We start from the raw sequence: 26,551 nt of genomic DNA on the forward strand, positions 1-26,551 counted from the left end.
TCGCGGGCAAAGTCCGGCACGACAACAAACCGGGCGGAGCATGGAATGTTCCGCAACCGAATGTCCGCAGGCGTACGATTGCCCATGGGAGGACAGATAGGGCGGGTGGACAGAATGGAAGGGATACCTATGTCCGGCGTGAACGCAAGGAGACTGTAGATGCAAAACAAGGCTTTGATCGTGGGCGCCAGCGGCGTGGTCGGCAGCGCCACCGCAAAGGTGCTGTCGAAGGCCGGCTGGGATGTCACGGGTCTCGCACGAAAGCCGGGACGCCAGGAGAACGTAACGCCACTGGCCGCCGATCTTCTCGATCCGGCCACGCTTGGCCCCGCTCTGGCGGACGTCGCCCCCACCCATGTCTTCATCGCAAGCTGGCTGCGCCAGCCGACGGAGGCCGAAAACATTCGTGTGAATGCCGCCATGGTGCGCAACCTGCTCGAGGCGCTCCGCCCTGCCGGAAGCGTGCGTCACGTGGCGCTGGTCACGGGGCTGAAGCATTACCTCGGACCCTTCGAGGCCTATGGCAAAGGCACCCTGCCGCAGACGCCGTTCCGCGAGGAACAGGGCCGGCTCGATGTGGAGAATTTCTACTACGCGCAGGAAGACGAGGTCTTTTCCGCCGCAGAGCGCGATGGCTTTACCTGGAGCGTCCACCGTCCGCATACCATCATCGGCAAGGCCGTCGGCAATGCCATGAACATGGGGACCACGCTCGCCGTCTATGCCGCGATCTGCCGCGAGACGGGGCGCCCGTTCCAGTTTCCGGGCGTGGCCGCCCAGTGGAACGGCCTCACCGACATGACCAGTGCGGATGTGCTCGCCCAGCACATGCTCTGGGCCTCCACGACGCCGGAAGCCGCCAATGAGGCCTTCAACGTCGTCAACGGCGATGTCTTCCGCTGGAGCTGGATGTGGCAGCGCATCGCGGCGGCCTTCGGCATCGAGGCCGCGCCGTTCGACGGCACGGTCCGTCCGCTGGAAGAGCAGATGGCAGACGACGCTGCGATCTGGCGCAGGATTGCCGAGCGGGAGACGCTGGTGGAACACGACATCCATCGGCTGATTTCGCCCTGGCATACCGATGCTGACCTCGGTCGGCCGATCGAGGTGGTCACCGACATGTCGAAGAGCCGCCGGATGGGATTTACCGTCTATCAGCCGACGGACGACGCCTTCACGACCCTGTTCGACGAGCTGCGGAACGAGCGACTGATCCCCTGAGCGGCGAAGGCCTGCAGTGCTCCGGCCTTCACGGAGCCTGCAGGCGCCGTCGCGATCTCGTCGGCTAGCGCCGGACCTCGAGGACCTCGCCCGCGATCGTCCTCGAGATCCGGTACCGCTACGGAAAATGAGAGATCTCTGATAAGACGGGATTCAGAGGTTTTGGGAGGTCGGGCATGAAACAGCACACACCGCGTCTCTTTCTGGACGATCTGGCACCGGGCCTGTCATTCCGAAGCGGGACCGTCGATGTCACCGCGGACGAAATCCGCAGCTTTGCAGGCCAGTTCGATCCGCAACCCTTTCACCTCGATGACGCGGCAGCGCATGCGACGCTGTTTGGCGGACTGGCCGCCAGCGGCTGGCACACGGCGGCGCTGACCATGCGCCTGATCGTGGAGAGCCTCCCCTTCGACGGCGGCCTCATCGGCACGCACTGCGAGCTTGCCTGGCCGCTGCCGACCCGCCCGGGCGACAGGCTGCATGTGGAGGGAGAGATCGTCGAGATCAGCCCGTCCCGCTCCAAGCCGGATCGCGGCATCGTCGTCATGCGCAGCCGGACGATCAACCAGGACGACGGGATCGTGCAGACCCTGACGGCAAGCCTCCTGGTCTTCCGCCGGCCCGCGACGGACACCGTTTAGTCCGGCATGTTCCCCGGACGCACGACGTAGCGGTCCCGACCGCTTGCCTTGGCTTCGTACAAGGCCCTGTCCACCGTCTCCAGCAAGGCCTCGCGGCTTGCACCGTTGTGCGACACGGCGGCCGCACCGATGCTCAGATGTGCCACCACAGGTGTGTCGCCGATCAGGAACGGCGTGCGGAATGCCTCGACCAGACGCGCCGCAATTGTCGGCAACGCATCCTCGCTGCCGCAATCGGGGAAGAAGACGACGAATTCGTCGCCGCCCATGCGCAACGGAATATCGCCGGCCCGAATGACCGAGCGAATGCGCCCGGCGGCCTGCCGCAGAACCTCGTCGCCCGTCTGGTGGCCGTGCCGGTCGTTGATCGCCTTGAAACCGTCCATGTCGAGATAGGCGGCGCCGAACGGACGGCCAGCCGCCAGAGTCTCGTCCATTTGGCCATCCACGAGCTCCGACAAGGCCTTCCGGTTGAAGAAGCCCGTCATCGGATCCGTGATTGCCGCCAGACGCAATGATTGCTCGGCCTTCGCCATCAGCAGATTGGACCGCTGCAACCGGAAAAGCGCACCGGCAAGCCGCGCAAACTCCGTCAACCGCCGACGTTGACGCGCATCGAGATCGCGGGGATCCGTGTGCATGATGCAGAACGCGCCGACGGTCAGGCCCGGCTCCAGCGCGATGGGTGCCCCGGCATAGGAGCGCATGCGTGGCCCCCCGACCACATAGGGCAAGTGGGCCATTGCCGGCTCCAGGGTCAGGTCGGGAACGACGATGACCTCGCCTTCATGCACGACGTACTGGCAGATGGATTCGTCGCGCGAGCACCTCTCGACGACGGTTCCGGACTGGGCAATGAAGCGGAGCCAGTCCTGATCGACGATGTTGACCGCCGCGAAGGCACACTCGAACACGTCGCGCGCAAGAGAGGCGAGGTCCTTGAGTTCGGGCATCGTCTCGACGGCACGGAAGCCGATGGATCGAACGGCGGCGAGACGATCGATCTCGTTGTCCGGAATGAGGCGCTGCGAGAGCACCTTCCTGCGCCGGTCTTCCTGCATGACAAGTCCTTTCCCGCCTCAAGGCGGCAGTGCGTCTTAGGCCGCGAAGCTCCTCCGCCCGGGCGTCGCCTCCCTGTGCGAAGGCCGGGAAGCATCCGACGCGCCCGGCTGGCGCTGGGCGGTCCGCCGGTTGAGCTTGAAGACGCTGACCATCGCGGCCAGCGCGTCGGCGCCTTCGGCCAGCGCCCGGCTGATATCGGTCGTCCGCTCGCTCATGGCGGCATTTTCCTGCGTCATCCGATCGAGCTCGTTCACCGCCTTGTTGATCTCACGAAGGCCGACCGACTGCTCCTTGGCGGCGGTGGCGATCGCGTCCACGTTCTGGTCGATCCGGCGCACGAAGATGTCGATTTCCTTCAGTGCGTCGCCGGTCTTGCCGACGAGACGGACGCCCTCCAAAACTTCCTTGCCGGAATTGGTGATCAGAACCTTGATCTCCTTGGCAGCCTTCGCGGAGCGCTGCGCCAGTTCGCGGACCTCTTGGGCAACGACGGCAAAACCCTTTCCGGCCTCGCCGGCCCGCGCGGCCTCGACGCCGGCATTCAGCGCCAGAAGGTTCGTCTGGAAGGCGATCTCGTCGATCACGCCGATGATCTGGCTGATCTCGCCCGAGGCCTGTTCGATCCTCTGCATGGCCGTGACCGTCTCCTGCACCACGGCTGCCGATGCGCCGGTCGACACGCGGGCGTTCTGCACCAGCGTGCGCGTTTCCTGCGTATTTTCGGTAGAGGAGTTAACGGTCGCCGTGACTTCGTCAAGGGCGGCTGACGTTTCCTCGAGCGCGGCCGCCTGCTGCTGCGACCGTTCGGCAAGGCTTTCGGCCGCGTGGCGCATTTCCTGGCTGCTCGCGTTCAGCGCGTGGGTCTGGCCGAGCACGTTTGTCAGCGTCTTCTGAAACTCGCTGATCGACGTGTTGAAATCGCGCCGCAGACTGTCGAACTCGCCGACGAAAGGCTCGTCCAGCGTCACGCGGATATTGCACTGGGACAACCGCTCCAGCGCTGCGCCGAGTTCCTCGACGGCATGCATGCGATCCGTGACGTCGATCGCGAATTTCACCACCTTGAAGACCCGTCCGGCATCATCGAAGATCGGATTGTAGGACGCCTGAATGAAGACCCGCTTGCCCCCCTTGCCGATGCGCAGGAACTGATCGGTCTTGAAGGTCCCGCGGCGCAGATCGTCCCAGAAAGCCTTGTAGTCGGGCGAGGCCGTATAGGACGGCTCGCAGAACATCGAATGATGCCGCCCCACGATCTCGGAGAGATCATATCCGAGGGCGCCGAGGAAATTGTCGTTCGCGCAGAGGATCTCGCCCTGCGGCGTGAATTCGATGATGGCTTGCGCCCGCGACAAGGCCATGAGCTTGCCGCCGTCCTCGGCACTCTTCATCTTCGAGGCCGTGATCTCGGTCGCGACCTTCACCACCTTGTAGGGCTTGCCGTTTCGCAGGACGGGATTGTACGACGCCTCGATCCAGACCTCGCGGCCACCCTTGGCGATACGCTTGTACTGCTGCCGCTGGAAAAGCCCGCCGGCGAGAGCGGCCCAGAATTCCCGGTATTCAGGGGATGCAGCTTCTTCCGGCGTGACGAACAGGCTGTGATGGCGACCGACGATTTCGGAAAGGCTATAGCCGAGGGCCTGACAGAAATTGTCGTTGGCGGTGAGAACCTTGCCGGTCAGGTCGAACTCGATGATCGCCTGGGACTGACTGATCGCGTGAAGAACCGACTTCGCATCGAAGCCGAGGGACTGAGACAAGCGGCGCATGGCCATCTCCGAAGTGCTGCCCGGCCACGGTAGCCCGGTGAAGTGTTAGAATCCGACATAAACGTAAAGAAAGGTTTGCCTAACATAGCGACCTAGCGAGACTTCGCGATATGCCTACCGGCTCGGCAGGCCGAAAGAGCAAGATTTTCGCATTTGCCGGTTTCATTCGCAGTTTTCTTTCAATCCTTCGCGCCTATTTCCTGCGATGACAGAGTTCGACCGGCCGCCGTGCCGAGACGACCGACATCGCTTCAGAAGGACGCAGACATCATGAACTGGCTCAAGACCATCGCCACCGCCGCCATCCTCCACGCCGCCGCGATCGCCCCGGCGCTGGCCGGCGAGAACCTGTCGGCCATTCAGAAGGCCGGCGTGCTGAAGATCGGCACCGAAGGTACCTACGCGCCGTTCACCTTCCACAATGCCGACGGCAAGCTGGTGGGCTTCGACGTGGAGATCGGCGAGGCCGTGGCCGCCAAGCTGGGCGTCAAGGCGCAGTTCATCGAGGGCAAGTGGGACGGGCTGATCGCCGGCATCGACGCGGGCCGCTATGACGCCGTCATCAACCAGGTCGGCATCACCGAGGCACGCAAGCAGAAATACGATTTCTCCGAGCCCTATATTGCCTCCAAGGCCGTGCTGATCGTCCGGCAGGACAATGACGACATCAAGGGCTTTGCCGACCTCAAGGGCAAGACGTCGGCACAGTCGCTGAGCAGCAATTTCGGCAAGATCGCCCAGAGCGCCGGCGCCGAACTGGTCGGCACGGATGGTTTCGATCAGTCGATCCAGCTCGTCCTGACCCGCCGGGCCGACGCGACGGTCAACGACAGCCTGTCCTTCCTCGACTTCAAGAAGCAGAAGCCCGATGCACCGGTGAAGATTGCCGCGGAGCAGGACAATGCCGATTATTCCGGCATCATCATCCGCAAGGGAGAGCCGGAACTCCTTGCCGCGATCAACAAGGCTCTGGCCGAGATCAAGGCCGATGGCACGTACAAGACGATCTCCGACACCTATTTCGGTCAGGACGTCTCGCGCTGATCGCCCGCTTCCCGGCAAGGCGCCCTGCTTCGCCGACCGGCACTGGCCTTTGACAGACGGATGACATGTCCGGTGGACTGACGTTCACCGGACATGCTTTATTCCGGTACCGAGCAATTGAGGAAATACCGTGCCGCACTGGCTGCAACTCATGATCGACTCGCTTCCCACGCTCCTGTGGGCGGGCGCGAAGTTTACGGTCCCGCTCACGCTTCTGTCCTTTTTCCTCGGCGCGATCCTCGGGCTGGTCACGGCGGTGACGCGCCTGTTCGCGCCGATGCCGCTCGCCCTGATCGCGCGCTTCTACGTCTGGGTCATCCGCGGGACGCCGCTTCTCGTTCAGCTGTTCGTGATCTTCTACGGCCTGCCGAGCATCGGCATTCTTCTCGATGCCTTCCCCGCGGCGCTGATCGGCTTCACGCTGAATGTCGGCGCCTACAGCTCCGAAATCATCCGCGCCGTCCTCTCCTCGGTCCCGAAAGGCCAGTGGGAAGCCGCCTATTCGATCGGCATGACCTGGAGCCAGGCGATGCGGCGCACCATCCTGCCCCAGGCGGCGCGCGTGGCGGTGCCGCCGCTGTCCAACACCTTCATCTCGCTGGTGAAGGATACCTCGCTCGCGGCGGCCATTACCGTTCCCGAGCTGTTCCAGTCGGCCCAGCGCATCGTTGCCACGACCTATGAACCCTTGATCCTCTACATCGAGGCGGCGTTGATCTACCTCGCGCTCAGCTCCGTTCTGTCCTCACTGCAGGTCCGGCTGGAGCGGCGGTTCGCGCGCTATGGCGGCATGATGGAGTCCAATCGATGATCGAGCTTCGCCATATCGAAAAGCGCTTCGGCGATGCCGTCATCCTGAAGGACATCAACCTTACGATCCCCGAAGGCAGCGTGACCGCGCTGATCGGCCCCTCGGGCGGCGGCAAGAGCACCCTGCTGCGCTGTATCAACCTGCTCGAGATCCCGAGCGCCGGCACGATTCGCATCGGCAGCGAGGAAACGCGTTTCGAGATGGGCAGGAAGCCAGGCTGGAACGACATCCAGAAAATTCGTCAGCAGACGGGGATGGTGTTTCAGAACTTTCAGCTCTTCCCGCATCGCACGGCGATCGAGAACGTGATGGAAAGCCTCACCACCGTTCTCAAATGGCCGGCCGAAAAGGCCCGCGCCCGCGCGATGGAACTGCTGACGAAGGTCGGCATGGCGGAAAAGGCCACGGCATGGCCGGCAACGCTTTCGGGCGGGCAGCAACAGCGTGTGGCAATCGCCCGGGCGCTGGCCCCCTCGCCGCGCGTCCTTCTGTGCGACGAGCCGACTTCGGCTCTGGATCCCGAGCTTGCGGCCGAAGTGGTGGACGTGCTCGGAGCGCTGGCCCGCGAAGGCACCACCATGGTCATGGCGACGCATGATCTGCGTCTTGCCTCGCGACTGGCCGACCAGGTCATCTTCCTGCAGGCCGGCGATATCGTCGAAGCGGGACCGGCGCGAACCATCTTCGACACGCCGCAGCACCAGCGCACCCGCCAGTTCGTCTCGTCGATCAGCGCGGCCCAGGTTCTCTGAGAATCGCAGTCCGGTTCGAGGTGCCGGTCATGGCGCGTCGAACCTGGCGGCTGTTGAGATGGAACGCGCGTGTCGTTTCGGATCCGTCGGACGCGATGCGCGCCTGAGCGGCCGCAAGGAACGCCTCCCCATGCGCCTCGGCAAACGCGACGCAGATATCCCCGGCTGCCGGCGATCCGCGCAGCGTGCGGAATACGTTGCGATGCACGACGAAACGGTAGCCGCTATCGACATGAAATTCGACGGCATCGATCTCCGCGCGCCAGATGGCACCGATTGCAGGCATGTCGTTGGTCTCGCACCCCGTTTCGCGACACCATACACAGGAGAGGCATCGAAAGTGAGACCGTCTTGCCAAGGCCCGTGTGCCGCGCCACCCTCCCCGCTGCTCCGGGAAGGGCGCAATGCGCGACGCGACCCCGTCGCGCCGATGCCCGATCAGGGCTGGCCGCTACCGCCGGCGGCGCCGTAAACCTGTCCGGTCGCATAGCTTGCATCGGCTGCCGCAAGCTGGACGTAGATCGAGGCAAGCTCTGCAGGCTGTCCCGGACGGGCAAGCGGCGTGTCGCCGCCGAACGTCACGAGCTTTTCCTGCGTTGCTCCGCCACTGACCTGAAGCGGCGTCCAGATCGGGCCCGGCGCGACGCCGTTGACGCGGATGCCCTTGGGCGCAAGCTGCTTGGCCATCGACTTGGTAAAGCTCATCATGCCGGCTTTGGTCATGGCGTAGTCGACCAGGTTTTCCGAAGGATCATAGGCCTGCTCCGACGTCGTCTGGATGATCGTCGCGCCTGGCGGCAGGTGCGGCAGCGCGGCCTTGGTCAGCCAGAACATGGCATAGAGATTGGTCTTCATCGTCGCGTCGAAATCTTCGGTCGAAAGATCCGCGATCAAGGGACGCTGCTGCTGGCGGCTGGCATTGTTGACGAGAATGTCCAATCCGCCAAGTTCGCGGACCGCATCCTCGACGATCCGCCGGCAGAGGGCCTCGTCGCGGATGTCGCCGGGGAGCGCCACGGCCTTCCGGCCCTCTTTTTCGATCAGCGCGATCACCTCCTGCGCGTCCGGCTCCTCGTCTGGCAGATAGCTGATGGCAACGTCTGCGCCCTCGCGCGCATAGGCAATCGCCGCGGCCCGTCCCATGCCGCTGTCGCCACCGGTGATCAGGGCCTTTCGTCCGGCCAGCCGACCGCTGCCTTTGTAGCTCGTCTCACCATGATCCGGCCGCGGATCCATCTTGGAGGCAAGGCCGGGAAAAGGCTGTTCCTGAGACGGAAACGGCGGCTTGGGATAGGCCGTACGCGGATCGACCAGCTTTGCGGGCGCAGCCTCCGACGTGGCGGCCTTCGTTGTCGTTTGCGCAGCGGCCGCGGAGGTCATCGCCGCTCCGGCCAGAACCGCTCCGGTCGCACCCATGACGGCGCGGCGCGTGACCGTGCGGCTGCCGTCGCGCTCCGTCGATGTTTCCTTAGGGGTCCGGCTGTTCTCGTGTGTCATGACGTTTCCTGTGCTTGTCGTGCCCTTTTTCGTGTGCGGGGCAGGCTGATCGTGGCGCATGCGCTTTGCGCATTCCAAGGGCCAACCAAACCAGGCGATCTCGGTTCCCTTGGAAGTAAACGGCATAGCTGTTTCCCGCCTTTCCGACGGTGCTCACGACACCGTCGCAAGGATGCAAATCAGCAGTTACCGGTTGTGTCATTTTTTACATTCAATCTGAGACGAATACAAAAAGACGAATTCTTTTCAAAAAGCGGCTGGATCGCGCCGAATTGGGGGAACGAACCTTCGGCGGGCTGATTGGTACCGCATTGTCAGGAGGGAAAACCATGGATCGGAAAATTCAGACGAGCGGTCTTCAACAGGACGTCGTCGCACTCATTCCGGCACTGCGCGCCTTTGCCTCGCGCTTCTATCGGTCTGAAACGGACATCGAGGATCTGGTGCAGGAGACGCTTGCCAAAAGCCTTGCCAACATCGACAAGTTCGAGCCGGGAACACGGCTGAAGTCGTGGATGTTCACCATCATGCGCAACACCTTCTGCACGCGTTTCGGCGTTTCCAAGCGGGAGCATGTCGGCTTCGATGATTGTGTTGCGGATCGCTCGTCGGTCGCCGCAACGCAGGAATGGTCGGTTCGGGGTCATGAACTCGAGCGGGCCGTCATGCGCCTGCCCGTGCATTACCGGACGGCGATCCAGTATATCTTCATCGACGGGATCAGCTACGAATCGGCCGCTGCCCGTTGCGACTGCGCGCTTGGGACCATGAAGAGCCGTGTCAGCCGTGCCCGGCAGCATCTGGCCCGCGACCTCGGCGAAGAGCTCCGCTAAACGGCGCGACCCGCGTTTCACCTGTCCGCAGCGATGCAAACTTGCCGCACCGACGGACGGCTTCGCGTGCGCCCGTCGCAACGGGTGTCGCATGCCTCGACCCTGGGGGAATTTCCGTCTAAAAGCTGCGGGCCGATGACCGGACGATGCAACGGCGCATCGTCGGCTTTGCGGCCGATGCCGGAGGACAGGCGCGTGATGCGCCAAACCTGGGCGCCTTACCGAGTGGATCGACCGTGCCCCAGTTCAAGGTTCTCGTCATCGGTGATCCCCAGACGCTGCTGGAAACGACACGCCTCGCCTGGCAGGCCGCAGAGATCATGCTCGAGGGGCCGACCGCGCCGGACGCCATCGAGCTTGGCAGAGCCCGCGACTGGGCCGGCGTGCTTGTGGATATCGCCCTGGTCGACGACCGACTGATCGACCTGCTCGACGCGTTTGAAGAATTGCGGTTGCCCTACATCTTCATCGTGGTCGACACGCTTCTTCCCTCGGAGGACCCCCGTCCCTACATCCTTAGTCCCGACCCCGCCGATATCCAGGCCTTGCTGCAAGCTTTGCTGAACGAAGGCCGCAAGGGTCCGAACGGGATGCTTTCGGGATCCCATTCCTGACGATCCTTCCGAACATCCTCCCCGACCACGATCGTGGCTTGTCGCAGTCAAGAAACGGCCCCACCACCGGCCGCTTGCGGAGGCAGAACCCCTCCCTTCTCACCGTTCGGTCGCCAGCAGGGAGATGAACGCACCCTGCGGATCGATGGCGTTGACGATATAGGCCGGGCCTGGAACCTCCATCGGGCCGTTGACGACGCTGCCGCCGCCGGTCACGAGCCGGGACACGGCGTCATCGAGCCGCTCGACCGTGATGTAGCAGGCCCAATGCGCCTTCGACATCTGCGGCATGCGCTTCATCATGCCGCCGACGGCCTGTCCGTCATGGGCGAAGATCCGGTAGACGCCGAAGTCGCCCATATCCATATCGTGATCGAGCGACCAGCCGAACACCTGCGAATAGAAAGCAAACGCCGCATCGACATCGTCCGTATGGAGTTCGTACCACCCGAACTGTCCGGGCGTCATGGCCGGGATAGACCGCGACGGAGTGTCCATCGGCAGAGGCGTCATGATGCAGAGCACAGCCCCGTGCGGATCGGCGACCACGGCGAAGCGTCCGATCGCCGGAATGTCTTCGGGCGGGCGCCGGACCGTGCCGCCCAAGGCCGCGACGCGTGCCACCGTGGCATCGCAATCGGAGACAAACACATAGGCCGTCCAGTTCGGCGGCACGTGCTCTGACAGCAATTCCGGCGGAATGCGCATCATCCCGGCAACCCCGGCCCGCCCCTCGCCGTCCGGCCGGGCCGCCTCGAAGACCGTGTAATCGTAATCCGCCATCTCGACGGTCGTCCAGCCGACGACCGCGCGGTAGAAAGCGCCTGCCGCCATCGGATCGGTCGTCATCAGTTCCGCCCAGATAAACTTGCCATGCTCGTCCGACATCTGCTCCCCTCCCTTCGCCATGTCTCCTGATGCCATGATGACACTCTTCCCAGTCTTGATCAAATGCGCACGCATGACGGGAAAAGAGGCCTAACGCAAAAAGGCTGAACGCAAAAAAGGATGGAGACGGACGCACCGTCTCCATCCTTCCCATCCGAAGCCTGTCGCTCCGGTCGGTTAAACAAGCGATCGATCGCTTGTGCAGATCGTCGATCAGGCAACCTTGACCGGAACTTCGGTCGAGGTGCGCATGGCGTGGCTGTAAGGGCAGACGATATGCGCGGCAGCCACAAGCCGTTCGGCGGTTTCGCGGTCCAGGCCGGGGATATCGACGAGCAGAGAGACATCGATGCCGAAGCCGGTGCCGTCATCGCGCGGGCCGATGCCGACGGTCGCGGTGACCTTCGTTTCTTCCGGAACCTTGATCTTTTCCTTGCCTGCAACATTCTTCAGGGCACCGAGGAAGCAGGCAGAGTAACCGGCAGCGAAAAGCTGCTCGGGGTTCGTGCCCGTGGCGCCGTCGCCGCCAAGTTCCTTCGGAACGGTCAGAACGACGTCGAGCACGCCGTTTTCGGACACGGCACGGCCTGCACGGCCGCCGGTGGCAGAAGCTTTGGTGGTGTAGAGAATAGCCATTGGTGTCTCCTGTCGTCGCTTTCGACGCGTTTCGTGAAGAAGAACGTCCGTCTTCGAGATCTTTATAACGCACGATTCAATTGCACGCAACTCAATTTTGCAAATTGCATTTTTACGTCGGAAGGCGTAAGATCGTGCCATGACAAAGCGAAGGGCAGATCGGACCGAGACGACAGCACAGGCGGTTTCGCTGAGCATTCCGCTGCCGCTCGAAGACCAGCTGTGCTTTGCGGTCTATTCGCTGTCCCACGCCTTCAACCGGACCTACAAACCGCTGCTCGACCGCTTCGGCCTGACCTATCCGCAATACCTCGTGCTTCTGGCGCTTTGGGAACACAGGGTCATGACCGTCAAGCAGATCGGGGACCAGCTGGGGCTGGATTCCGGCACGCTCTCGCCGCTTCTCAAGCGGCTCGATGCCGCCGGCTTCGTCAGCCGGACGCGCGACCGCAAGGACGAACGGCAGGTCAACATCGCACTGACGGAAAAGGGCGAGGCGCTTCAGGCGGAGGCCGGCCATGTCCAGACCGCGATCGGCAGCGCGATCGGGTGCAGCAACGACGAGGCCCACGCGCTCAAGGCCGTCCTGGACGCGCTGACCGAGCGCCTCTCGCAGCCGAAAGATCCTCTGATCGTCGGCTGACGCCTCCCCGCCCGCCATTCCGGCACCTGCCCCGAAAAACACCTGCCCTAAAAACCACCTGCGCCGAAAAGCACCTGCGCTGCGGGCGTTGACGGCCTGCTCGGCGCGTGTTCTCTGTGGACCAAAGCGAAGCGGGGGATGACCTGGGGGGATGGTTCGCGCACAGGCAGGGGAAGAACGCGGGACGCTTCGAGCGGACGGGATGCACGAAGCCGTCGGCGGGCGTGATCGATCCGATCTCGTAGGCGCCGACCTCCATCAGCGCTCCCGGCCTGCAGGCGCAGCGCCGCCCCGCAGCCTGCGCTGGCACGCCGCCGGCATGGGCGCCGCCGGGTTCAGCATGCTCGTCGGCATCGGCATCAGCGCGCTCTGGCTTCTGAAAGTCGGCTCCCTCGCCGATGCCTTGCCGGTTCTCTTCCGCATGCAGTTCAACACCGCCGCCAGCTTCGTCCTGAGCGGCCTTGCCTTTGCGGCCCTCCTCCACGAGGCAACCCGCACCGCGACGGTCCTGTCCGTTGTCGTGATGCTGATCGGCCTCGCCTTCCTGCTGGAGCCGGTTCTCTTCACGATGCACCCTCTCGATAGGTTGACGATCGACCCCTTCCGCCAGACGGCGCCTTATCCCGGCCATCTCGCCAGCGGAACGGCGCTCTCCTTCGCCCTGCTCGGCGTCTGCATTCTCGTCAGCGCCTTGACCGGCAAACCGACGCTCTTGCGCATCGCGCTGGCCGCCACCGTCTTCATGACGGCGGCGGCGACGCTGCTCGGCTACGGTCTGCAGCTGGCGACGGAAAGCGATTGGCCGCGCTATGGCCATATGTCGCCGCACACCGCGCTCTGCTTCGCGGCTCTCGCCCTGCCCCTGATTTTCCTGCGCGTCGAGGAGCTCCACTACGACGCCTCGACCATCGCCGCCACGCTCGGTGCGGCCAGCTACCTGCTTCTCCTGCTTCTCACCCTGCTCGACCTGCAGGATGCGTTCGAGGGGACCAGCCCGACGATCAGCATCGATTCCGACGGCAGGCCGGCCTCCCAGGCCATTCTTGCCGGACTTCTGGTCGTCTCCGGCATGGTCTATGCCGGCCTCATCGTCTACGCCTTCCGCAAGGCACAGAGCTATCGCGAGACGGCCCTCAAGCTGCGCGAAAGCGAGGAGCGCCTCAGCGCCGTCATCGATACCGCCGCGGACGGGATCGTCACCGTCGATGCAGCCGGCAGGATCCTGTCCACCAACCATGCGATGGAAGCGATTTTCGGCTACCGCGCCGTGGAGATGCTCGGTCATGACGTCCGCACTCTTATCCCCGGTTTCCTGCCCCTGGCGGGAAAACCCGAGGATGCCGGAGCTGAACCTGGAGTTGGGGACATCGCCGGAAGGGCGCGGGAAATCGAAGGCAAGCGCCGCAGCGGCATCCGTTTCCCGCTCGATCTCTCCGTCGCCCGGATCGAGCTTGATCGCGCCGTCCTCTACAGCGGCATCGTCCGCGACATCTCCCAGCGAAAGCGGCACGAACAGGAAATTCTCGAAGCCAATGCCGAGCTTGAGGAGTTCGCCTACCGCACCTCGCACGATCTGCGCGCGCCGATCGCATCCTCCATCGGCCTGACGACCATCATGCGGGACATGATCGGTCTCAAAGCCTCAACGACGCAGATCACGCCCGTTATCGAGCGGCTGGAGCGCGGGCTTCAAAAACTCGACGGGCTGATCGAGAACATCATCCAGCTGAAACGCAGCCGCCTGCTGGACGAGCCGATGACGACGATCCCCCTCCTCGCCGCCATCGAGGAAACGATCGAGCGCCTGCGTTTCATCGACCCTGCACGACAGGTCTCCTTTACGGTCGACGTCGCGGCGGACCTCACCCTTCGAACGAAGCCCGCCCGTCTGCGGATGATCCTCGACAATCTCGTCTCGAACGCCATCAAATACGCCGATCCCGAGGAGGCGGTGCGCAACGTGACGATCGATGCCGCCATGACCGGAGACGGGGTTCTGGAATTGCGCATTTCCGACAACGGCCTCGGGCTCGACCCCGGCGACGAAGGCAGCCTGTTCCAGATGTTCAAGCGCTTCCATCCTGCCCGGTCCGACGGCAGCGGTCTCGGTCTTTACATCGTGAGAAAGAGCACCGAGCATCTTGGCGGTACCGTAACGTATGTTCGGCTCGACAAAGGCAGTCGATTTGTCATACGATTACCCCAGAGGTATGATGCATGACCATAGGCTCCCTCCTGATCATCGACGACGATGAGACGGATCTTTTCATCTGCGGCTATACGATCCAGCGCTTCGACCCGTCCATCAAGGTCGTGCAGGCCTCCAACGGCCGCGAGGGACTGGAGATGCTGCAGCAGGAGCAGCCGGATGCGATCATTCTCGACATCAACATGCCGGTCATGAACGGCTTCGAATTCCTGGAAACCTTTGCCCGCGACTTCGTCCGCCCCTGCGGCGGGCAAGCGCCCCTCGTGGTGATGCTGACGAGCTCGCACCTCGGCACGGACCGGAACAAGGCGCTCCAGTATGACTTCGTGAAACGCTATTTTGAAAAGCCTCTGACGTCCGACAATCTAAAGGCGCTGGCGGACATCATCGAGACGGGCCGGCACTGAGCCCGGATCTCATGCCGGACCTGATGACAGAGACGAATGGCGCGGAAAGGACCGGCGGAGACCGCCGGTCGATCGTCTGCCGTGTGTCGTCGGCGATCAGACGACGAGGATCGGCGATTTCGTCCGGACGCGATCGTAGAGATCGATCACATCCTGATTGATCAGGCGTACGCAGCCGGAGGAAACGGCCTTGCCGATCGATTGCCATTCCGGCGAACCGTGAAGGCGATAGAGCGTATCCTGCCCATCCTTGAAGATGTACATGGCGCGCGCGCCGAGCGGATTGGACAAGCCGGGCTCCATGCCGCCATTCTCTATCGAATAGGCGGCCAGATGCGGCTGGCGCGCGACCATTTCGTTCGGCGGCTTCCAGCGCGGCCATTTCTGCTTCCACTGAATCACGCCGCGGCCGGACCAGGCGAAACCTTCGCGCCCGATACCGACGCCGTAGCGCATCGCGCGGCCGCCCGGCTCGGTCAGGTAGAGAAACCGGTCCTGGGTATCCACGATGATCGTGCCGGGAGCTTCACCGAAGGGATCGGCAACCTCCTGGCGATAGAACCGCGGATCAATCTCCTGATAGGGCACGGCGGGAATGGCGAATCCGCCGTCGACCACGGGGCCGTAGATGCTGGCGGCATAGGCGGACTGCGGCGGCAGACCCGTCATGTATGCGGCGTTTTGAGGCTGCCCGTAGACGGGATAGCTGCCGTTTGCCGGAGCGAAGCGGTTGTCGAATTCCGGGTTCCGGAAATACGGCCGGGTCTCGGCGTTAAAGCTGGCGGTGTTGGACGTGTAGTTGCAGGACGACAGCGCGGCTGTCGCAGCCGCTACGCCGGTCAGGTTCAGGAACTGCCGGCGCGACAGGGGGGACATCGGGGGCTTGAGCGGGCTCATGGGGGCGGACTTCCGGTTGACGCAATGATCATGGTCCGTTTGGCCGAGCGCGCACGGCCGCTGGGAGAACGGTACGGCGTCTTCGGCTTCAACGAGCACAACAGCAAGCTAGCGCGCGACAAACGGAGGAAAAGCAGGGGCTGCAGGGTTTTTGACGACCGTTGCAACTTTGCATCCATCCGCTGCCGGCGGTTGCCGCCCCTTATGGCAGACAGGTGCTGGCGCGAGGCTTGCCACGCGCCGTCGGCGCAGCTGCCGCCGGATCACCGGGTCCGCACGGATGGGATCGCGTCTCAGGCGCTCATGGCTTCCAGCGCGAGGCCTGGGGCAAACTGCGAGACGAAGGCGAGCGGCGGCAGCGGCCGGCTGACCCAATAGCCCTGGATTTCGTTGCAGCCGGACTCGCGCAGGAAATCGAGCTGCTCCTGCGTCTCTACGCCTTCGGCGATCACATCGAGTTTGAGCTTCTGCGCCAGCGAGATGATGGCGGCGGTGATCGCCATGTCGTCCTCGTCGCCTGGAATGTCTTTGACGAAGGACCGATCGATCTTCAGGCGGCTGACGGGAAAGCGCTTGAGCGCGCTCAGGCTGGAATAGCCTGTCCCGAAATCGTCGATGGCGAGGCGCACGCCGAGCGCTTCCAGCTCGTGCATGGTGGCGATCGCCTGGGGCACGTCCTGCATGATCAGGCTTTCGGTCAGCTCGAGCTCCAGGAACTGCGGATCGAGCCCGGTGTCGGCAAGCGTTCGGGCAACGCGGGAGACCCAGGCCTTTTCGGCAAACTGGCGCGCCGAGACGTTGACGCTGACAATGAGACTGGGCAGCCCGGCATCCTGCCAGGCGCGGTTCTGCCGGCAGGCGGCATCGAGCACCCATTCGCCGATGTCGACGATCAGCCCGGTTTCCTCGGCGAGCGGCACGAAGTCGGCGGGTGAGATCAGGCCGTGACGGGGATGATTCCAGCGCACCAGCGCTTCCGCCGCAAAGACGCAGCCCGAGGCGAGGTCGAGCTGCGGCTGGTAGTGCAGCACGAATTCCCCCTGCTCCAGCGCCTGGCGGAGCGCTTCGACCTGCACCAGCTTCGCCCGGGCCGCATCTGCCATTTCCGACGAGAAGAGCTTCAGGTTGTTCCGCCCGAAAGCCTTGGCGCGATACATGGCGGCATCGGCATTGGCGAGCAGTTCGCCCGTGCTTTCGCCCTGTTCCGGATAGCAGACGACGCCCATGCTGCAGGTTACCTGCAAGGTCTGTCCGGCCAGCGTCATCGGACGCGCGATGGCGCTGCGGATGCCTTCGAAACGGGACAGCACCAGCTCCCGGTCGGCCTGAAGGCCGGTGAGCAGGATGATGAACTCGTCGCCCCCGACGCGGATGATCATATCGCCCTTGCGCACGCAGAGGCTCATGCGCTGCGCGACGGTGCGCAGAAGTTCGTCGCCGGCATTGTGTCCAAGGCTGTCGTTGACCAGCTTGAAATTGTCGAGATCCAGGAAGGCGAGCGCGACCCATTCGCCCGTCTCGCGCGCGGCCGTCATGGCCTTTTCCATATGGCCGTCGAGCATGCTGCGATTGGGCAACCCTGTCAGGGCGTCATGATGCGCCATGAAATGGATGCGTTCGGCGGCCTCGCGCCGCTCGATGGCGATCGCTGCAAGACGGGCCGCCATGGCGATCAGATCGCTGACCGGGTCCGCCGGAAGGCCGGGAGTCTTGGCATAGAGCGCGAAGGTGCCGAGAACCTTGCCGTGAAACGACAGGAGCGGCGCGGCCCAGCAGGCGCGAAATCCGAAGGGCTGGACGACATCGAGATAGGCGGCCCAGAGCGGATCGGTGAGGATATCGCCGACGAAGACCGGCTGGCCGAGATAGGCGGCCGTGCCGCAGGAGCCGCTGTTCGGACCGATCGGAAACCCTTCGATCGCTGCCGTATAGGACGGATCGAGCCCGGGGGCCACGCCCTTCATCAGTCGCTGCCCGTCTTCCGTCAGCATGTAGACGGCGCCCTGGACACCCGGCACATGCGCCTCGATCATCAGGATGAGCTCGCGGAAGAGATCGTCGAGCGGTGTGTCCTTCGCAATCATCTCCAGGACGCGTGTCTGCCCGATCATCAGCTGTTCGGCCCGCTTGCGGTCGGTGATGTCGCGCGACACGCCCACAGTGCCGATCGTCCGGCCGAGCTTGTCGCGAAGCGGCACCTTGGACGTCATCAGCCAACGTTCATTGCCCTTGTCGACGGCCGCCCGCTCCTCCAGACCGATGATCGCTTCGCCGCTCGCAATGACCTGCCGCTCGCCGTCCGCGATCCGGGCAGCGATGTCCTCTGCATGCAGGTCGAAATCGGTCAGTCCCACGATCTCGTGCATCTCGGAAAAACCGTTGTCGCGAACGGTCGCCTCGTTGGCGAGGAGAAAGCGGCCCTGCAGGTCCTTGGCGTAGATGTAATCCGGGATGTGGTTGACCATCGTCTCGAGCCAATAATGGCGTTCGGCGATGTCGGTTCGCGGGCCGTAGAGACGCGCCGCTTCGCTGGCGAGCCGGCGCGTCGCCTCGATCAGGCGCTGCGTATCGTCGTCGCCCGAAAGACCGTCGGACATCGGGCTGCGTCCGCGAAGGTTCGTTTTGCTCAAGGCCGTCTCCCGCCAGTCATTGGCGCGCGCTGTTGGATACAAAGTGCTAAAGGAAAGAAGTTATTCTTCCCTAAACACTCTCCCAAATCGCCCCCTGATCATCGGACGAGCCATGACCACCCGCCGCACCCTGATTTTCGCCCTTGCCGGCCTGCCGCTCGCGCTCGCAACCCGGTGGACAAACGCCGCCGCACTGCCGGACGGGTTTCGCGGCGCGCTCGATGCGGGCGACTTCGGCATCCGACCCGGCACGCGTTCCGACCAGTCCAAGGCCTTCCGCGCCCTCCTGTCCGAAGCCGTCGACCGACGCTTGCCCGTCCTGCTTCCTCCCGGCGACTACAGGCTCTCTGACATCACGCTTCCAGACGGCCTCACACTTGCCGGCACGCCGGGCGCCACGCGCCTCGTTGCCGCGGGTGCAGGTCCGATTCTCACTGCGGCGAACCTTGCCCGCCTGACGCTGACCGGCCTGACCTTCGACGCCGAGGCATTGTCCGGTGACCCCGGCCGCGGTCTCGTGGATCTCGACGGCATCGCGCGGCTGACGATCGAGAACTGCGCTGTCTCCGGCCGGACGCGCGGTCACGGCCTTCATCTGAAGCGGTGCGGCGGTCGCATCGACGAGAACGACATTGCAGGCCCGCAAGGCGTCGGCATCTTCGCCGTCGACAGCACCGGCCTGTCGATCACCGGCAATACCGTCGCCGACTGCGGCAATGGCGGGATCCTCGTGCACAGGTCGGACACTGGGCCGGACGGAACGCTGGTTTCGGGCAACCGCATCGCCCGTATCGCGTCGCTGGACGGCGGAACGGGACAAAACGGCAACGGGATCAACATCTTTCGTGCGGGCGACGTCGTCGTCTCCGGCAACCACATCTCCGACTGCGCGCTCTCTGCGATCCGCGGCAATGCGGCCAGCAACATGCTGATCTCTGCCAACCAGTGCCTGCGCTCCGGCGAGACTGCAATCTATGCGGAGTTCGGTTTCGAAGGCGCCGTCGTCACCGGCAACATCGTCGACACCGCGGCCAACGGCATCGCGATCGTCAACTTCGATTCCGGCGGGCGGCTCGCGACCGTCGGGCAGAACATCGTCCGCAACATTCACGGCACCGGTCCCTATGTGTCCGACGGCGCGGGCTTCGGCTACGGGATTTCGGCCGAAGCCGACACGGTGGTGATCGGCAACGTCATCGAGAAGGTGGCCCGCTGGGCCCTGATGATCGGCTGGGGGCCCTATCTGCGCAGCGTTACCGTGAGCGGCAATATCGTCCGCATCGCGCCGCTCGGCTGCGGCGTGACCGTGGCAGACGGTGCGGGCACGGCTCTCATCACCAACAATCTGTTCGAGAACGTCGAGAACGCCATCCTCGGCTACCGCTGGACGGAGAAAGCGAGCGCAGACCTCGTGGACGGCGCGACGGATGCCTTTGCCCATCTGACGATAGCGGGAAACCGGCGCGTCTAGAACGATCCATCAGCAATTTTCATGTCTTGCATCAGCAGGGCCACCTTCCCTCGTCCGGCCAATCGCGTCAGGCTGGGCGTTCTATCGGAAGCTGGATCCGGAACGGAGAGCATCATGCTGACCATCTACGGGGTGTACCGATCGCGGGCATCGCGCAATTACTGGATGGCGGGCGAACTCGGTCTGCCGTTCCGGTCCGTCCCCGTGATACAGGCGCGGCGGCTGATCGACCCGTTGTCGGAGACGGCGCCGCTCAACACGCAGTCGCCTGCCTATCTCGCCATCAACCCCCGCGGCACGATCCCCGCGATCGAGGATGACGGGCTGGTGCTGGGCGAATCGCTGGCCAACAACCTCTACCTTGCCCGCAAGCATGGTGGGCCGCTCGCCGCCGCCAATGCCACGGAGGACGCGGAAATCGTCGACTGGACGCTCTGGGCTGCAAGCGAGGTCGAGCCGCACGCCGTCAAGATCGTGCTTGCCCACGATGCCGAGCCGAAGGGACCCGCACGGGGCCGGGCCATCGTCGAGGCCGCGACGCACGCCTTGGAAACGCGCTTCGGCGTGCTGGAAACCCGCCTCGCGGGACGCTCCTACATCGTCGGCGATCGCTTCACGGTGGCCGACCTCAATCTGGCGGAAGTGTTTCGTTACGCCCAGAGCCAGACGGCCCTGTTCGACAGGCACCCGGGCGTCCGGGGCTGGATCGAACGCTGCCAGTCGCGGGCCGCATTCCGGGACATGATGTCCGCCCGCGAAAACGAGCCCGCCTGACGGTCGCTGCACCGACCGGCGGCATCCGCCATCCGCATTCGGGCACCGCCTTCGCCTATTCGCCTTTGACCGTGCCGGTGAATGCCCTAGCTCTAGCTGCGACGAAGCACAGGAGCTCCCATGCCGCTGCCGACACACATGACATTCATCGACCTGCCCTCGCATGGCGGGCCGGAAACCATGGTTCTTGCCAAAGGTCCTCTTCCGGATCTCGAGGCCGGACATCTTCTTGTGCGCGTGGAGGCCGCCGGCATCAATCGGCCGGATGTCATGCAGCGCAAGGGGCTTTATCCCGCGCCATCCGGCGCAAGCCCCATCCTCGGGCTCGAAGTCGCCGGCGAGATCGTCGCGATTGGCGACGGGGCAGAAGGCTTCTCCCTGGGGGATCGGATCACGGCGCTCGCCAATGGCGGCGGCTATGCCGAATTCTGCAGCGTGCCGGCGACGCAGGCACTACGTTGGCCGACCGGCTACGACGCCGCCCGTGCCGCAGCCCTCCCGGAAACCTTCTTCACCGTCTGGGCAAACGTGTTCCAGATGGCCGATCTCGTCGAAGGCGAATCCATCCTGATTCACGGCGGCTCGAGCGGCATCGGCACGACGGCGATCCAGCTTGCCGGCGCCTTCGGGGCACAGGTGTTCGTGACCGCCGGCAGTGCCCAGAAATGCGAGGCCTGCGTGTCGCTCGGCGCCGTCAGGGCCATCAACTACAAAGAGGAGGATTTCCAGGAGGTCATCCTGTCGGAAACCGGCGGGCGGGGCGTCGATGTCATCCTCGACATGATCGGCGCCGCCTATCTGGACCGCAACCTGCAATGCCTGGCGACCGACGGACGGCTCTCCATCATCGCCTTCCTCGGCGGCGCCAAGGTGGAAAACGCCAATATCGCGCCGATCCTCTCCAAGCGCCTGCGGGTGATGGGGTCGGCGCTGCGTCCGCGCACGGCGACGGAAAAGGAAGCCATCCGCGACGATCTGGAGGACAATGTCTGGCCGCTGCTCGACGACGGCACCGTCGCCCCGGTCATGAGCGCCGTTCTTCCCTTCGCAAATGTCGCGGAAGCCCATCGCCTGATGGAGGAAAGCGACCATATCGGGAAGATCGTGCTGACGCTCTGAACCCGCTTTCCGCACGCCTCACGGTCTGCGCGTCATGCGTTATTCTTCGTGATCCCGCGGACGGAAGTTTTGTCGGACTAGGACTTGCGCTTTGCCGAAAATCACCTATCTTTTCCTCATGTTCAACGTAATGAAAGGAAGGTGGTCCAATGTCTAATGAGATTTCGGTACTCGTAACGGACACGGGAAGCATGGTTGCGGAAACGAGGCAGCCCTCGCTCTGAGCCTTCCTTCTACGGACTGAGCCAGCAGCCAGTCCGGGCCGATTACGGGCCGTATTTCGTGGAAAGGGTCGCTAACGCGGCCCTTTTTCCGTTTCTGGTGATGCGTGCAGAGACCCCTGTCTCCGCCGGAGGTCGCCGGCCCTGATCGCGCCTACGAACGGCGCATCATCGGTGACACATGATCGCCAAGCTCGGTCATATGCCCAGCCGCCCGAAGGCCGGGATCTTGAGCGCCGGCCGCGCGACATCGATGCCGGCGACGAGCCCCATAAAGTGCAGCTCGAACCCGCTGCGCACGCCGGCGGAAACGCCGAGAAGGCCGTAGAGTGTCGCGTGGACATCGCGACCATCGGCATCGATCGAAAAAAGCTTGCCGTCCGGAAGATAGTCGCGTCCGACCGCATCGGGCGGCAGAACAGCCCCGAGGTCCGGCACGGTGCGCAGAACATGCGCGACGAAGGTGTTGGAGTTGGGTCCCGGCCAGATGCGATAGGCGCCCGGCTTGGCGTAGGGGTAAGACTGGATGGCCGCTTCGACCTCTGGAAGAAGCCGCGCCGCCTCGGCCCCGGTGATCGCCACCACGATGTTCGGCCGGTTGGAATACCAGGCGCCGTCGGCCTCGCGCATGTTGCGCCGAATGGGCGTGCCCCAACCGACCTTGTCATACCGGTTGTAGACCCGATCGCCGGCCGCTTTGGTGACGATCCAGGAATGGCTTGCCACCGCCCCCTTCAAGCCGCCGGTGGCCGCCGACAGCACATAGATGGCGGCTTCCCTATCCGCCGTCGCTTTCGGCAGAACCCCGGACGACGACCAGTCGGCATTGCGCCAGCTCTCCGGCCTGTCCTTGACGTACCACAGTCCGGCAGAGGCGAGGGCCGGAAGAAGATAGATGACCAGAATGGCAAGCAGGAGAATGCGGATCAGATTCATGCAATGTCCGGGTTTGACGCCGAAGCGCGATCGGCTATGGCAGGGTCAGCAGGCGGCGTCTTCTGGGACAGAGATCGTCGTGACGGGCAGGCTTCGCAAGACCCGCACCGAAATGTGATAGACAACAGCGACGAAGAGAGGTTTTGGCATGACGAACCCGATATTGGTGGAAGTGACGCGCGGCGCCCTCGTAGAAAGCCGTCACCGCGGCATGGTCATTGCCGTAGACGGCAATGGCCGGACCGTCTTCTCCCTCGGTGACGTCGACGCCGCCATCTTTCCGCGTTCGGCCTGCAAGGCCATGCAGGCCCTGCCCCTCATCGAAACAGGCGCCGCCGACGCCTACGGACTCGATCAGCGGATGCTGGCGCTGGCCTGCTCTTCCCACAATGGAGAGCCGGAACATGCAGCCCTTGCCGCCGATATGCTGGCGCTCGCCGGACGCGACGTCTCGACGCTCGAATGCGGCGCGCATTGGTCCTTCGCCCAGCCGGTCCTGATCGACCAGGTCCGGGCAATGGACAAGCCGAACGCCCTGCACAACAACTGCTCAGGCAAGCATTCCGGCTTCATCTGCGCCGCCTGCCATGCCGGCGTCGATCCGGAAGGCTATATCGCCTACGATCACTTCATCCAGCGCGAGATTCGTGACGCGATGGAAAGCCTGACCGGCGCCGCCCTGGGACACGACAATTGCGGCATCGACGGCTGCGCCATTCCCACCTATGCCGTGCCCCTGAAGGGGCTTGCCCATGGCTTTGCGAAGATGACGACGGGCACGGGCCTCGGGCCGGAGCGGGCGAAGGCGGCACGCCGGCTGATCGACGCCTGCATGGCCGAGCCCTTTTACGTCGCGGGAACGAAACGCGCCTGCACCCGTCTCATGCAGATCGCACCGGGCCGGATCTTCGCCAAGACCGGTGCTGAAGGCGTCTTCTGCGCCACCCTTCCGGAACAGGGCATCGCCATTGCGCTGAAATGCGAGGACGGCACGACCAGGGCCGCCGAATCCATGATCGCCGCGACACTCGCCCGCTTCTTCCGCGACGAGCCTGACATCGAGGCTGCGTTGCTGGCGGAAGCGACGACCTCCATGCACAACTGGAACGGCATGCATGTCGGCGATGTCAGGGTGACCGAGGCTTTCGGCCGCGCCTGACGCGCCCGGAAGCCGGCAAAACCCACCGCGCACAACTCCCTTTCCCGCGTCTTTTTTCTTGATTGACGGCTCAATCAAAATTAGTCTGCCGACATTACGTTGCCAAAATCAAGCTGCGGCGGACGACGGGAGATCGGAATGCCGAAGGTCGGAATGGAGCCGGTGCGCCGAAAGGCCTTGGTCGATGCTGCCATCAGCGCCATCGGAGACCAGGGCACGCTGTCGGTGACCATGTCGGACATCGCCCGCCGCGCCGGCGTCTCCCCCGCTCTTGCCCATCATTATTTCGGCAGCAAAGACCAGCTTCTGACCGAGACCATGCGCTCGCTGCTGCGCGACCTGCGGCGGGATACGGTCTCGGCGCTGGCCGAGGTGGAAGATCCCCGCGCGCGCGTTTCGGCCCTGATCCGCGTCAGCTTTCATGCCGGGCAGTTCGCGCCGGAAACGGTGGCGGCCTGGCTTGCCTTTTACAGCGAGGCGCAGCGCTCGGACGCCGTCCGGCGACTGCTGGTGCTCTATGCCCGCCGGCTGCACTCCAACCTGTCGGCCAGCCTGTCGCAGCTCTGTCCGAAGACAGAGGCTGCCCGCATCGCCGAGGCGACGGCCGCGCTGATCGACGGGCTCTATATCCGCCGCGCACTGGGTGCCGCACCGCTGACAACCGAGCGGTCGATCGCGTTGGCGGAGGACACCGTCGATGCCGCACTCGCCCGCATTGCCCTTCGCCGAGAAAATGGAGCCGCCGCGTGAGCCCCGCCGAGAGCAGCAAGCCGAACATCCTGATCATCATGGTCGACCAGCTCAACGGGAAACTTTTTCCGGACGGGCCTGCGGCGTGGCTGCACGCACCGCATCTCAAGGCCCTGGCGGCCCGCTCGGCCCGGTTCGTCAACAACTATACGTCGTCGCCGCTCTGCGCGCCCGCCCGGGCGTCTTTCATGGCCGGGCAGCTTCCAAGCCGCACCGGCGTCTACGACAACGCGGCGGAATACGTCTCCTCCATCCCGACCTTCGCCCATCATCTGCGACGCGCTGGCTATTACACCGCTCTGTCCGGCAAGATGCATTTCGTCGGCCCGGATCAGCTGCACGGCTTCGAGGAGCGCCTGACGACGGACATCTATCCCGCGGATTTCGGCTGGACGCCGGACTACCGCAAGCCGGGCGAGCGTATCGACTGGTGGTACCACAATCTCGGTTCGGTCACCGGCGCGGGCGTCGCCGAAATCACCAACCAGATGGAATATGACGACGAGGTCGCCTTTCTCGCGGAACAGAAGATCTATCACCTTGCACGCGACGCGGGCGCACCGGGCCGGCGTCCCTGGTGCGTGGCGGCCTCCTTCACCCATCCGCACGATCCGTATGTGGCCCGTCGGCAATTCTGGGATCTCTACGCGGATTGCGACCACCTTCTGCCCGAGGTCGGCATGCTCGACCGGCAGGACCCGCATGCCGAGCGGCTGATGTCGGCCTGCGACTATGACAGCTTTATGGTGACGGAGAGCGATGTCCGACGCTCCCGCCAGGCCTACTTCGCCAACATTTCCTATATCGACGAGAAGGTCGGGCGGCTCATCGACACGCTGGAGCGGACACGCCAGCTGGACAACACGCTGATCCTCTTCTGCTCTGACCATGGCGACATGCTGGGCGAACGCGGCCTGTGGTTCAAGATGAACTTCTTCGAGGGATCGGCCCGCGTGCCGCTGATGATCGCGGGACCCGGCGTGACGCCCGGCCTGCACGCAGGCCCCGTCTCCAATCTCGACGTCACCCCCACGCTCTGCGACCTTGCCGGCATCTCGATGGACGAGATCATGCCCTGGACGGATGGAGAAAGCCTGCTGCCCGTCATCAACGGGGGGGAGCGCGTCTCGCCCGTGCTGATGGAATATGCCGCGGAAGGATCGATTTCCCCGCTTGTCGCCATCCGCGAGGGCAAGTGGAAATATGTCCACTGTGCGGATGATCCCGACCAGCTTTACGATCTCGAGACCGACCCGCTCGAGCTCGACAATCTCGCAGCGTCTCCGCCGACCGCTGCCATCGCGGCCACGCTGGAGGCCTTCCGCCAGATGCGCGAGGCCCGTTGGGACATGCCCCGTTTCGATGCCGCCGTGCGCGAGAGCCAGGCCCGGCGCTGGGTGGTCTACGAGGCGCTGCGCAACGGCGCCTATTACCCCTGGGACCATCAGCCGCTGCAGAAGGCGTCCGAGCGCTACATGCGCAATCACATGAACCTCGACACGCTCGAAGAACAGAAACGCTTTCCGCGCGGCGAATGAAGCCGAGACCCCTGAGACCACAC

At 64.1% G+C, this 26,551-nt stretch carries 25 protein-coding genes; 16 read left to right on the top strand and 9 right to left on the bottom strand.

The window, feature by feature from the left end; all coding sequences use genetic code 11:
• Positions 1 to 159 precede the first annotated feature (159 nt).
• On the top strand, positions 160 to 1,221 hold the full coding sequence (locus tag ASG25_RS17405; RefSeq protein ID WP_062476783.1) for an SDR family oxidoreductase: 1,062 nt from the start codon (positions 160 to 162) through the stop codon (positions 1,219 to 1,221).
• A gap of 176 nt (positions 1,222 to 1,397) precedes the next feature.
• The gene (locus ASG25_RS17410) at positions 1,398 to 1,865 is read left to right on the top strand and encodes a MaoC family dehydratase (RefSeq protein WP_062476785.1); all 468 of its coding nucleotides are present in this window, start codon (positions 1,398 to 1,400) and stop codon (positions 1,863 to 1,865) included.
• Here ASG25_RS17410 and ASG25_RS17415 read toward each other — a convergent pair.
• Complete coding sequence (locus ASG25_RS17415; RefSeq protein ID WP_062476789.1) at positions 1,862 to 2,926, bottom strand: sensor domain-containing diguanylate cyclase; 1,065 nt, start codon at positions 2,924 to 2,926, stop codon at positions 1,862 to 1,864. The two genes, ASG25_RS17410 and ASG25_RS17415, sit on opposite strands and share 4 nt — an antisense overlap.
• A 36-nt stretch (positions 2,927 to 2,962) precedes the next feature.
• Complete coding sequence (locus tag ASG25_RS17420) at positions 2,963 to 4,699, bottom strand: methyl-accepting chemotaxis protein (RefSeq protein WP_062476792.1); 1,737 nt, start codon at positions 4,697 to 4,699, stop codon at positions 2,963 to 2,965.
• A gap of 270 nt (positions 4,700 to 4,969) precedes the next feature.
• Here ASG25_RS17420 and ASG25_RS17425 point away from each other — a divergent pair, with 270 nt between their 5' ends.
• The 3 genes from ASG25_RS17425 (at position 4,970) to ASG25_RS17435 (ending at position 7,306) form a co-directional block, all read left to right on the top strand.
• Positions 4,970 to 5,743: an amino acid ABC transporter substrate-binding protein gene (locus ASG25_RS17425; protein ID WP_062476794.1), complete on the top strand. Its 774-nt coding sequence runs from the start codon at positions 4,970 to 4,972 to the stop codon at positions 5,741 to 5,743.
• A 130-nt stretch (positions 5,744 to 5,873) separates the two neighbouring features.
• On the top strand, positions 5,874 to 6,554 hold the full coding sequence (locus ASG25_RS17430; protein ID WP_062476798.1) for an amino acid ABC transporter permease: 681 nt from the start codon (positions 5,874 to 5,876) through the stop codon (positions 6,552 to 6,554).
• Positions 6,551 to 7,306, top strand: coding sequence for an amino acid ABC transporter ATP-binding protein (locus ASG25_RS17435; RefSeq protein WP_062476801.1), 756 nt, complete (start codon positions 6,551 to 6,553; stop codon positions 7,304 to 7,306). The genes ASG25_RS17430 and ASG25_RS17435 overlap by 4 nt, the downstream gene beginning before the upstream one ends.
• Here ASG25_RS17435 and ASG25_RS17440 read toward each other — a convergent pair.
• Both ASG25_RS17440 and ASG25_RS17445 read right to left on the bottom strand, forming a co-directional pair.
• Positions 7,284 to 7,592 carry a hypothetical protein gene (locus ASG25_RS17440; protein WP_062476804.1) on the bottom strand — a complete coding sequence of 103 codons (309 nt, stop codon included), beginning with the start codon at positions 7,590 to 7,592 and terminating at the stop codon, positions 7,284 to 7,286. The two genes, ASG25_RS17435 and ASG25_RS17440, sit on opposite strands and share 23 nt — an antisense overlap.
• Before the next feature lie 152 nt (positions 7,593 to 7,744).
• Positions 7,745 to 8,722, bottom strand: a complete 978-nt coding sequence (locus tag ASG25_RS17445) for an SDR family oxidoreductase (RefSeq protein ID WP_062477151.1) — start codon at positions 8,720 to 8,722, stop codon at positions 7,745 to 7,747.
• Positions 8,723 to 9,132: 410 nt separating this feature from the next.
• On the opposite strand from ASG25_RS17445, the gene ASG25_RS17450 reads away from it, so the two are divergent.
• Both ASG25_RS17450 and ASG25_RS17455 read left to right on the top strand, forming a co-directional pair.
• Positions 9,133 to 9,636 (top strand): sigma-70 family RNA polymerase sigma factor, encoded by a 504-nt coding sequence (locus tag ASG25_RS17450; protein ID WP_062476807.1) that lies wholly within the window; start codon positions 9,133 to 9,135, stop codon positions 9,634 to 9,636.
• Positions 9,637 to 9,782: 146 nt separating this feature from the next.
• Positions 9,783 to 10,250: a hypothetical protein gene (locus ASG25_RS17455; RefSeq protein WP_062476810.1), complete on the top strand. Its 468-nt coding sequence runs from the start codon at positions 9,783 to 9,785 to the stop codon at positions 10,248 to 10,250.
• A gap of 99 nt (positions 10,251 to 10,349) precedes the next feature.
• On the opposite strand, the gene ASG25_RS17460 is transcribed toward ASG25_RS17455, so the two are convergent.
• Positions 10,350 to 11,138, bottom strand: coding sequence for a VOC family protein (locus tag ASG25_RS17460; protein ID WP_062477154.1), 789 nt, complete (start codon positions 11,136 to 11,138; stop codon positions 10,350 to 10,352).
• Between the two features lie 213 nt (positions 11,139 to 11,351).
• Complete coding sequence (locus ASG25_RS17465; RefSeq protein WP_062476814.1) at positions 11,352 to 11,774, bottom strand: organic hydroperoxide resistance protein; 423 nt, start codon at positions 11,772 to 11,774, stop codon at positions 11,352 to 11,354.
• A 139-nt stretch (positions 11,775 to 11,913) separates the two neighbouring features.
• On the opposite strand from ASG25_RS17465, the gene ASG25_RS17470 reads away from it, so the two are divergent.
• From ASG25_RS17470 to ASG25_RS17480, 3 genes are all read left to right on the top strand, one after another.
• Positions 11,914 to 12,417, top strand: coding sequence for a MarR family transcriptional regulator (locus tag ASG25_RS17470; RefSeq protein WP_062476816.1), 504 nt, complete (start codon positions 11,914 to 11,916; stop codon positions 12,415 to 12,417).
• Positions 12,418 to 12,619: 202 nt separating this feature from the next.
• A complete protein-coding gene (locus ASG25_RS17475; RefSeq protein ID WP_062476819.1) occupies positions 12,620 to 14,638 on the top strand; it encodes a PAS domain-containing sensor histidine kinase in 2,019 nt (672 codons plus the stop codon).
• Complete coding sequence (locus ASG25_RS17480; RefSeq protein ID WP_062476822.1) at positions 14,635 to 15,033, top strand: response regulator; 399 nt, start codon at positions 14,635 to 14,637, stop codon at positions 15,031 to 15,033. The genes ASG25_RS17475 and ASG25_RS17480 overlap by 4 nt, the downstream gene beginning before the upstream one ends.
• Positions 15,034 to 15,129: 96 nt before the next feature.
• Here the strand turns inward: ASG25_RS17480 and ASG25_RS17485 are convergent, their stop codons facing one another.
• A complete protein-coding gene (locus ASG25_RS17485; RefSeq protein WP_062477158.1) occupies positions 15,130 to 15,909 on the bottom strand; it encodes a L,D-transpeptidase family protein in 780 nt (259 codons plus the stop codon).
• Between the two features lie 314 nt (positions 15,910 to 16,223).
• Positions 16,224 to 18,527 carry an EAL domain-containing protein gene (locus ASG25_RS17490; RefSeq protein WP_062477161.1) on the bottom strand — a complete coding sequence of 768 codons (2,304 nt, stop codon included), beginning with the start codon at positions 18,525 to 18,527 and terminating at the stop codon, positions 16,224 to 16,226.
• Positions 18,528 to 18,672: 145 nt separating this feature from the next.
• Here ASG25_RS17490 and ASG25_RS17495 point away from each other — a divergent pair, with 145 nt between their 5' ends.
• The 3 genes from ASG25_RS17495 to ASG25_RS17505 all read left to right on the top strand — a co-directional run bounded on the left by ASG25_RS17495 (position 18,673) and on the right by ASG25_RS17505 (position 21,924).
• Entirely contained in the window at positions 18,673 to 20,031 is a 1,359-nt protein-coding gene (locus tag ASG25_RS17495; RefSeq protein WP_062476825.1) for a TIGR03808 family TAT-translocated repetitive protein, read from the top strand.
• 114 nt (positions 20,032 to 20,145) lie between these two features.
• Positions 20,146 to 20,805: a glutathione S-transferase family protein gene (locus tag ASG25_RS17500; RefSeq protein ID WP_062476829.1), complete on the top strand. Its 660-nt coding sequence runs from the start codon at positions 20,146 to 20,148 to the stop codon at positions 20,803 to 20,805.
• A 120-nt stretch (positions 20,806 to 20,925) separates the two neighbouring features.
• Positions 20,926 to 21,924: an NAD(P)H-quinone oxidoreductase gene (locus ASG25_RS17505; protein ID WP_062476831.1), complete on the top strand. Its 999-nt coding sequence runs from the start codon at positions 20,926 to 20,928 to the stop codon at positions 21,922 to 21,924.
• Between the two features lie 419 nt (positions 21,925 to 22,343).
• Here ASG25_RS17505 and ASG25_RS17510 read toward each other — a convergent pair whose 3' ends face one another.
• Positions 22,344 to 23,081: a DUF3750 domain-containing protein gene (locus ASG25_RS17510; RefSeq protein ID WP_062476834.1), complete on the bottom strand. Its 738-nt coding sequence runs from the start codon at positions 23,079 to 23,081 to the stop codon at positions 22,344 to 22,346.
• A 148-nt stretch (positions 23,082 to 23,229) separates the two neighbouring features.
• On the opposite strand from ASG25_RS17510, the gene ASG25_RS17515 reads away from it, so the two are divergent.
• The 3 genes from ASG25_RS17515 to betC all read left to right on the top strand — a co-directional run bounded on the left by ASG25_RS17515 (position 23,230) and on the right by betC (position 26,528).
• Entirely contained in the window at positions 23,230 to 24,240 is a 1,011-nt protein-coding gene (locus ASG25_RS17515) for an asparaginase (protein WP_062476836.1), read from the top strand.
• A gap of 138 nt (positions 24,241 to 24,378) precedes the next feature.
• A complete protein-coding gene (gene betI, locus ASG25_RS17520; RefSeq protein ID WP_062476839.1) occupies positions 24,379 to 24,990 on the top strand; it encodes a transcriptional regulator BetI in 612 nt (203 codons plus the stop codon).
• On the top strand, positions 24,987 to 26,528 hold the full coding sequence (gene betC, locus ASG25_RS17525) for a choline-sulfatase (protein WP_277996169.1): 1,542 nt from the start codon (positions 24,987 to 24,989) through the stop codon (positions 26,526 to 26,528). The genes betI and betC overlap by 4 nt, the downstream gene beginning before the upstream one ends.
• The last annotated feature ends 23 nt before the right edge of the window (positions 26,529 to 26,551 follow it).

The sequence above is a fragment of the Rhizobium sp. Leaf384 genome (assembly GCF_001424065.1).
GTDB lineage: Bacteria > Pseudomonadota > Alphaproteobacteria > Rhizobiales > Rhizobiaceae > Ferranicluibacter.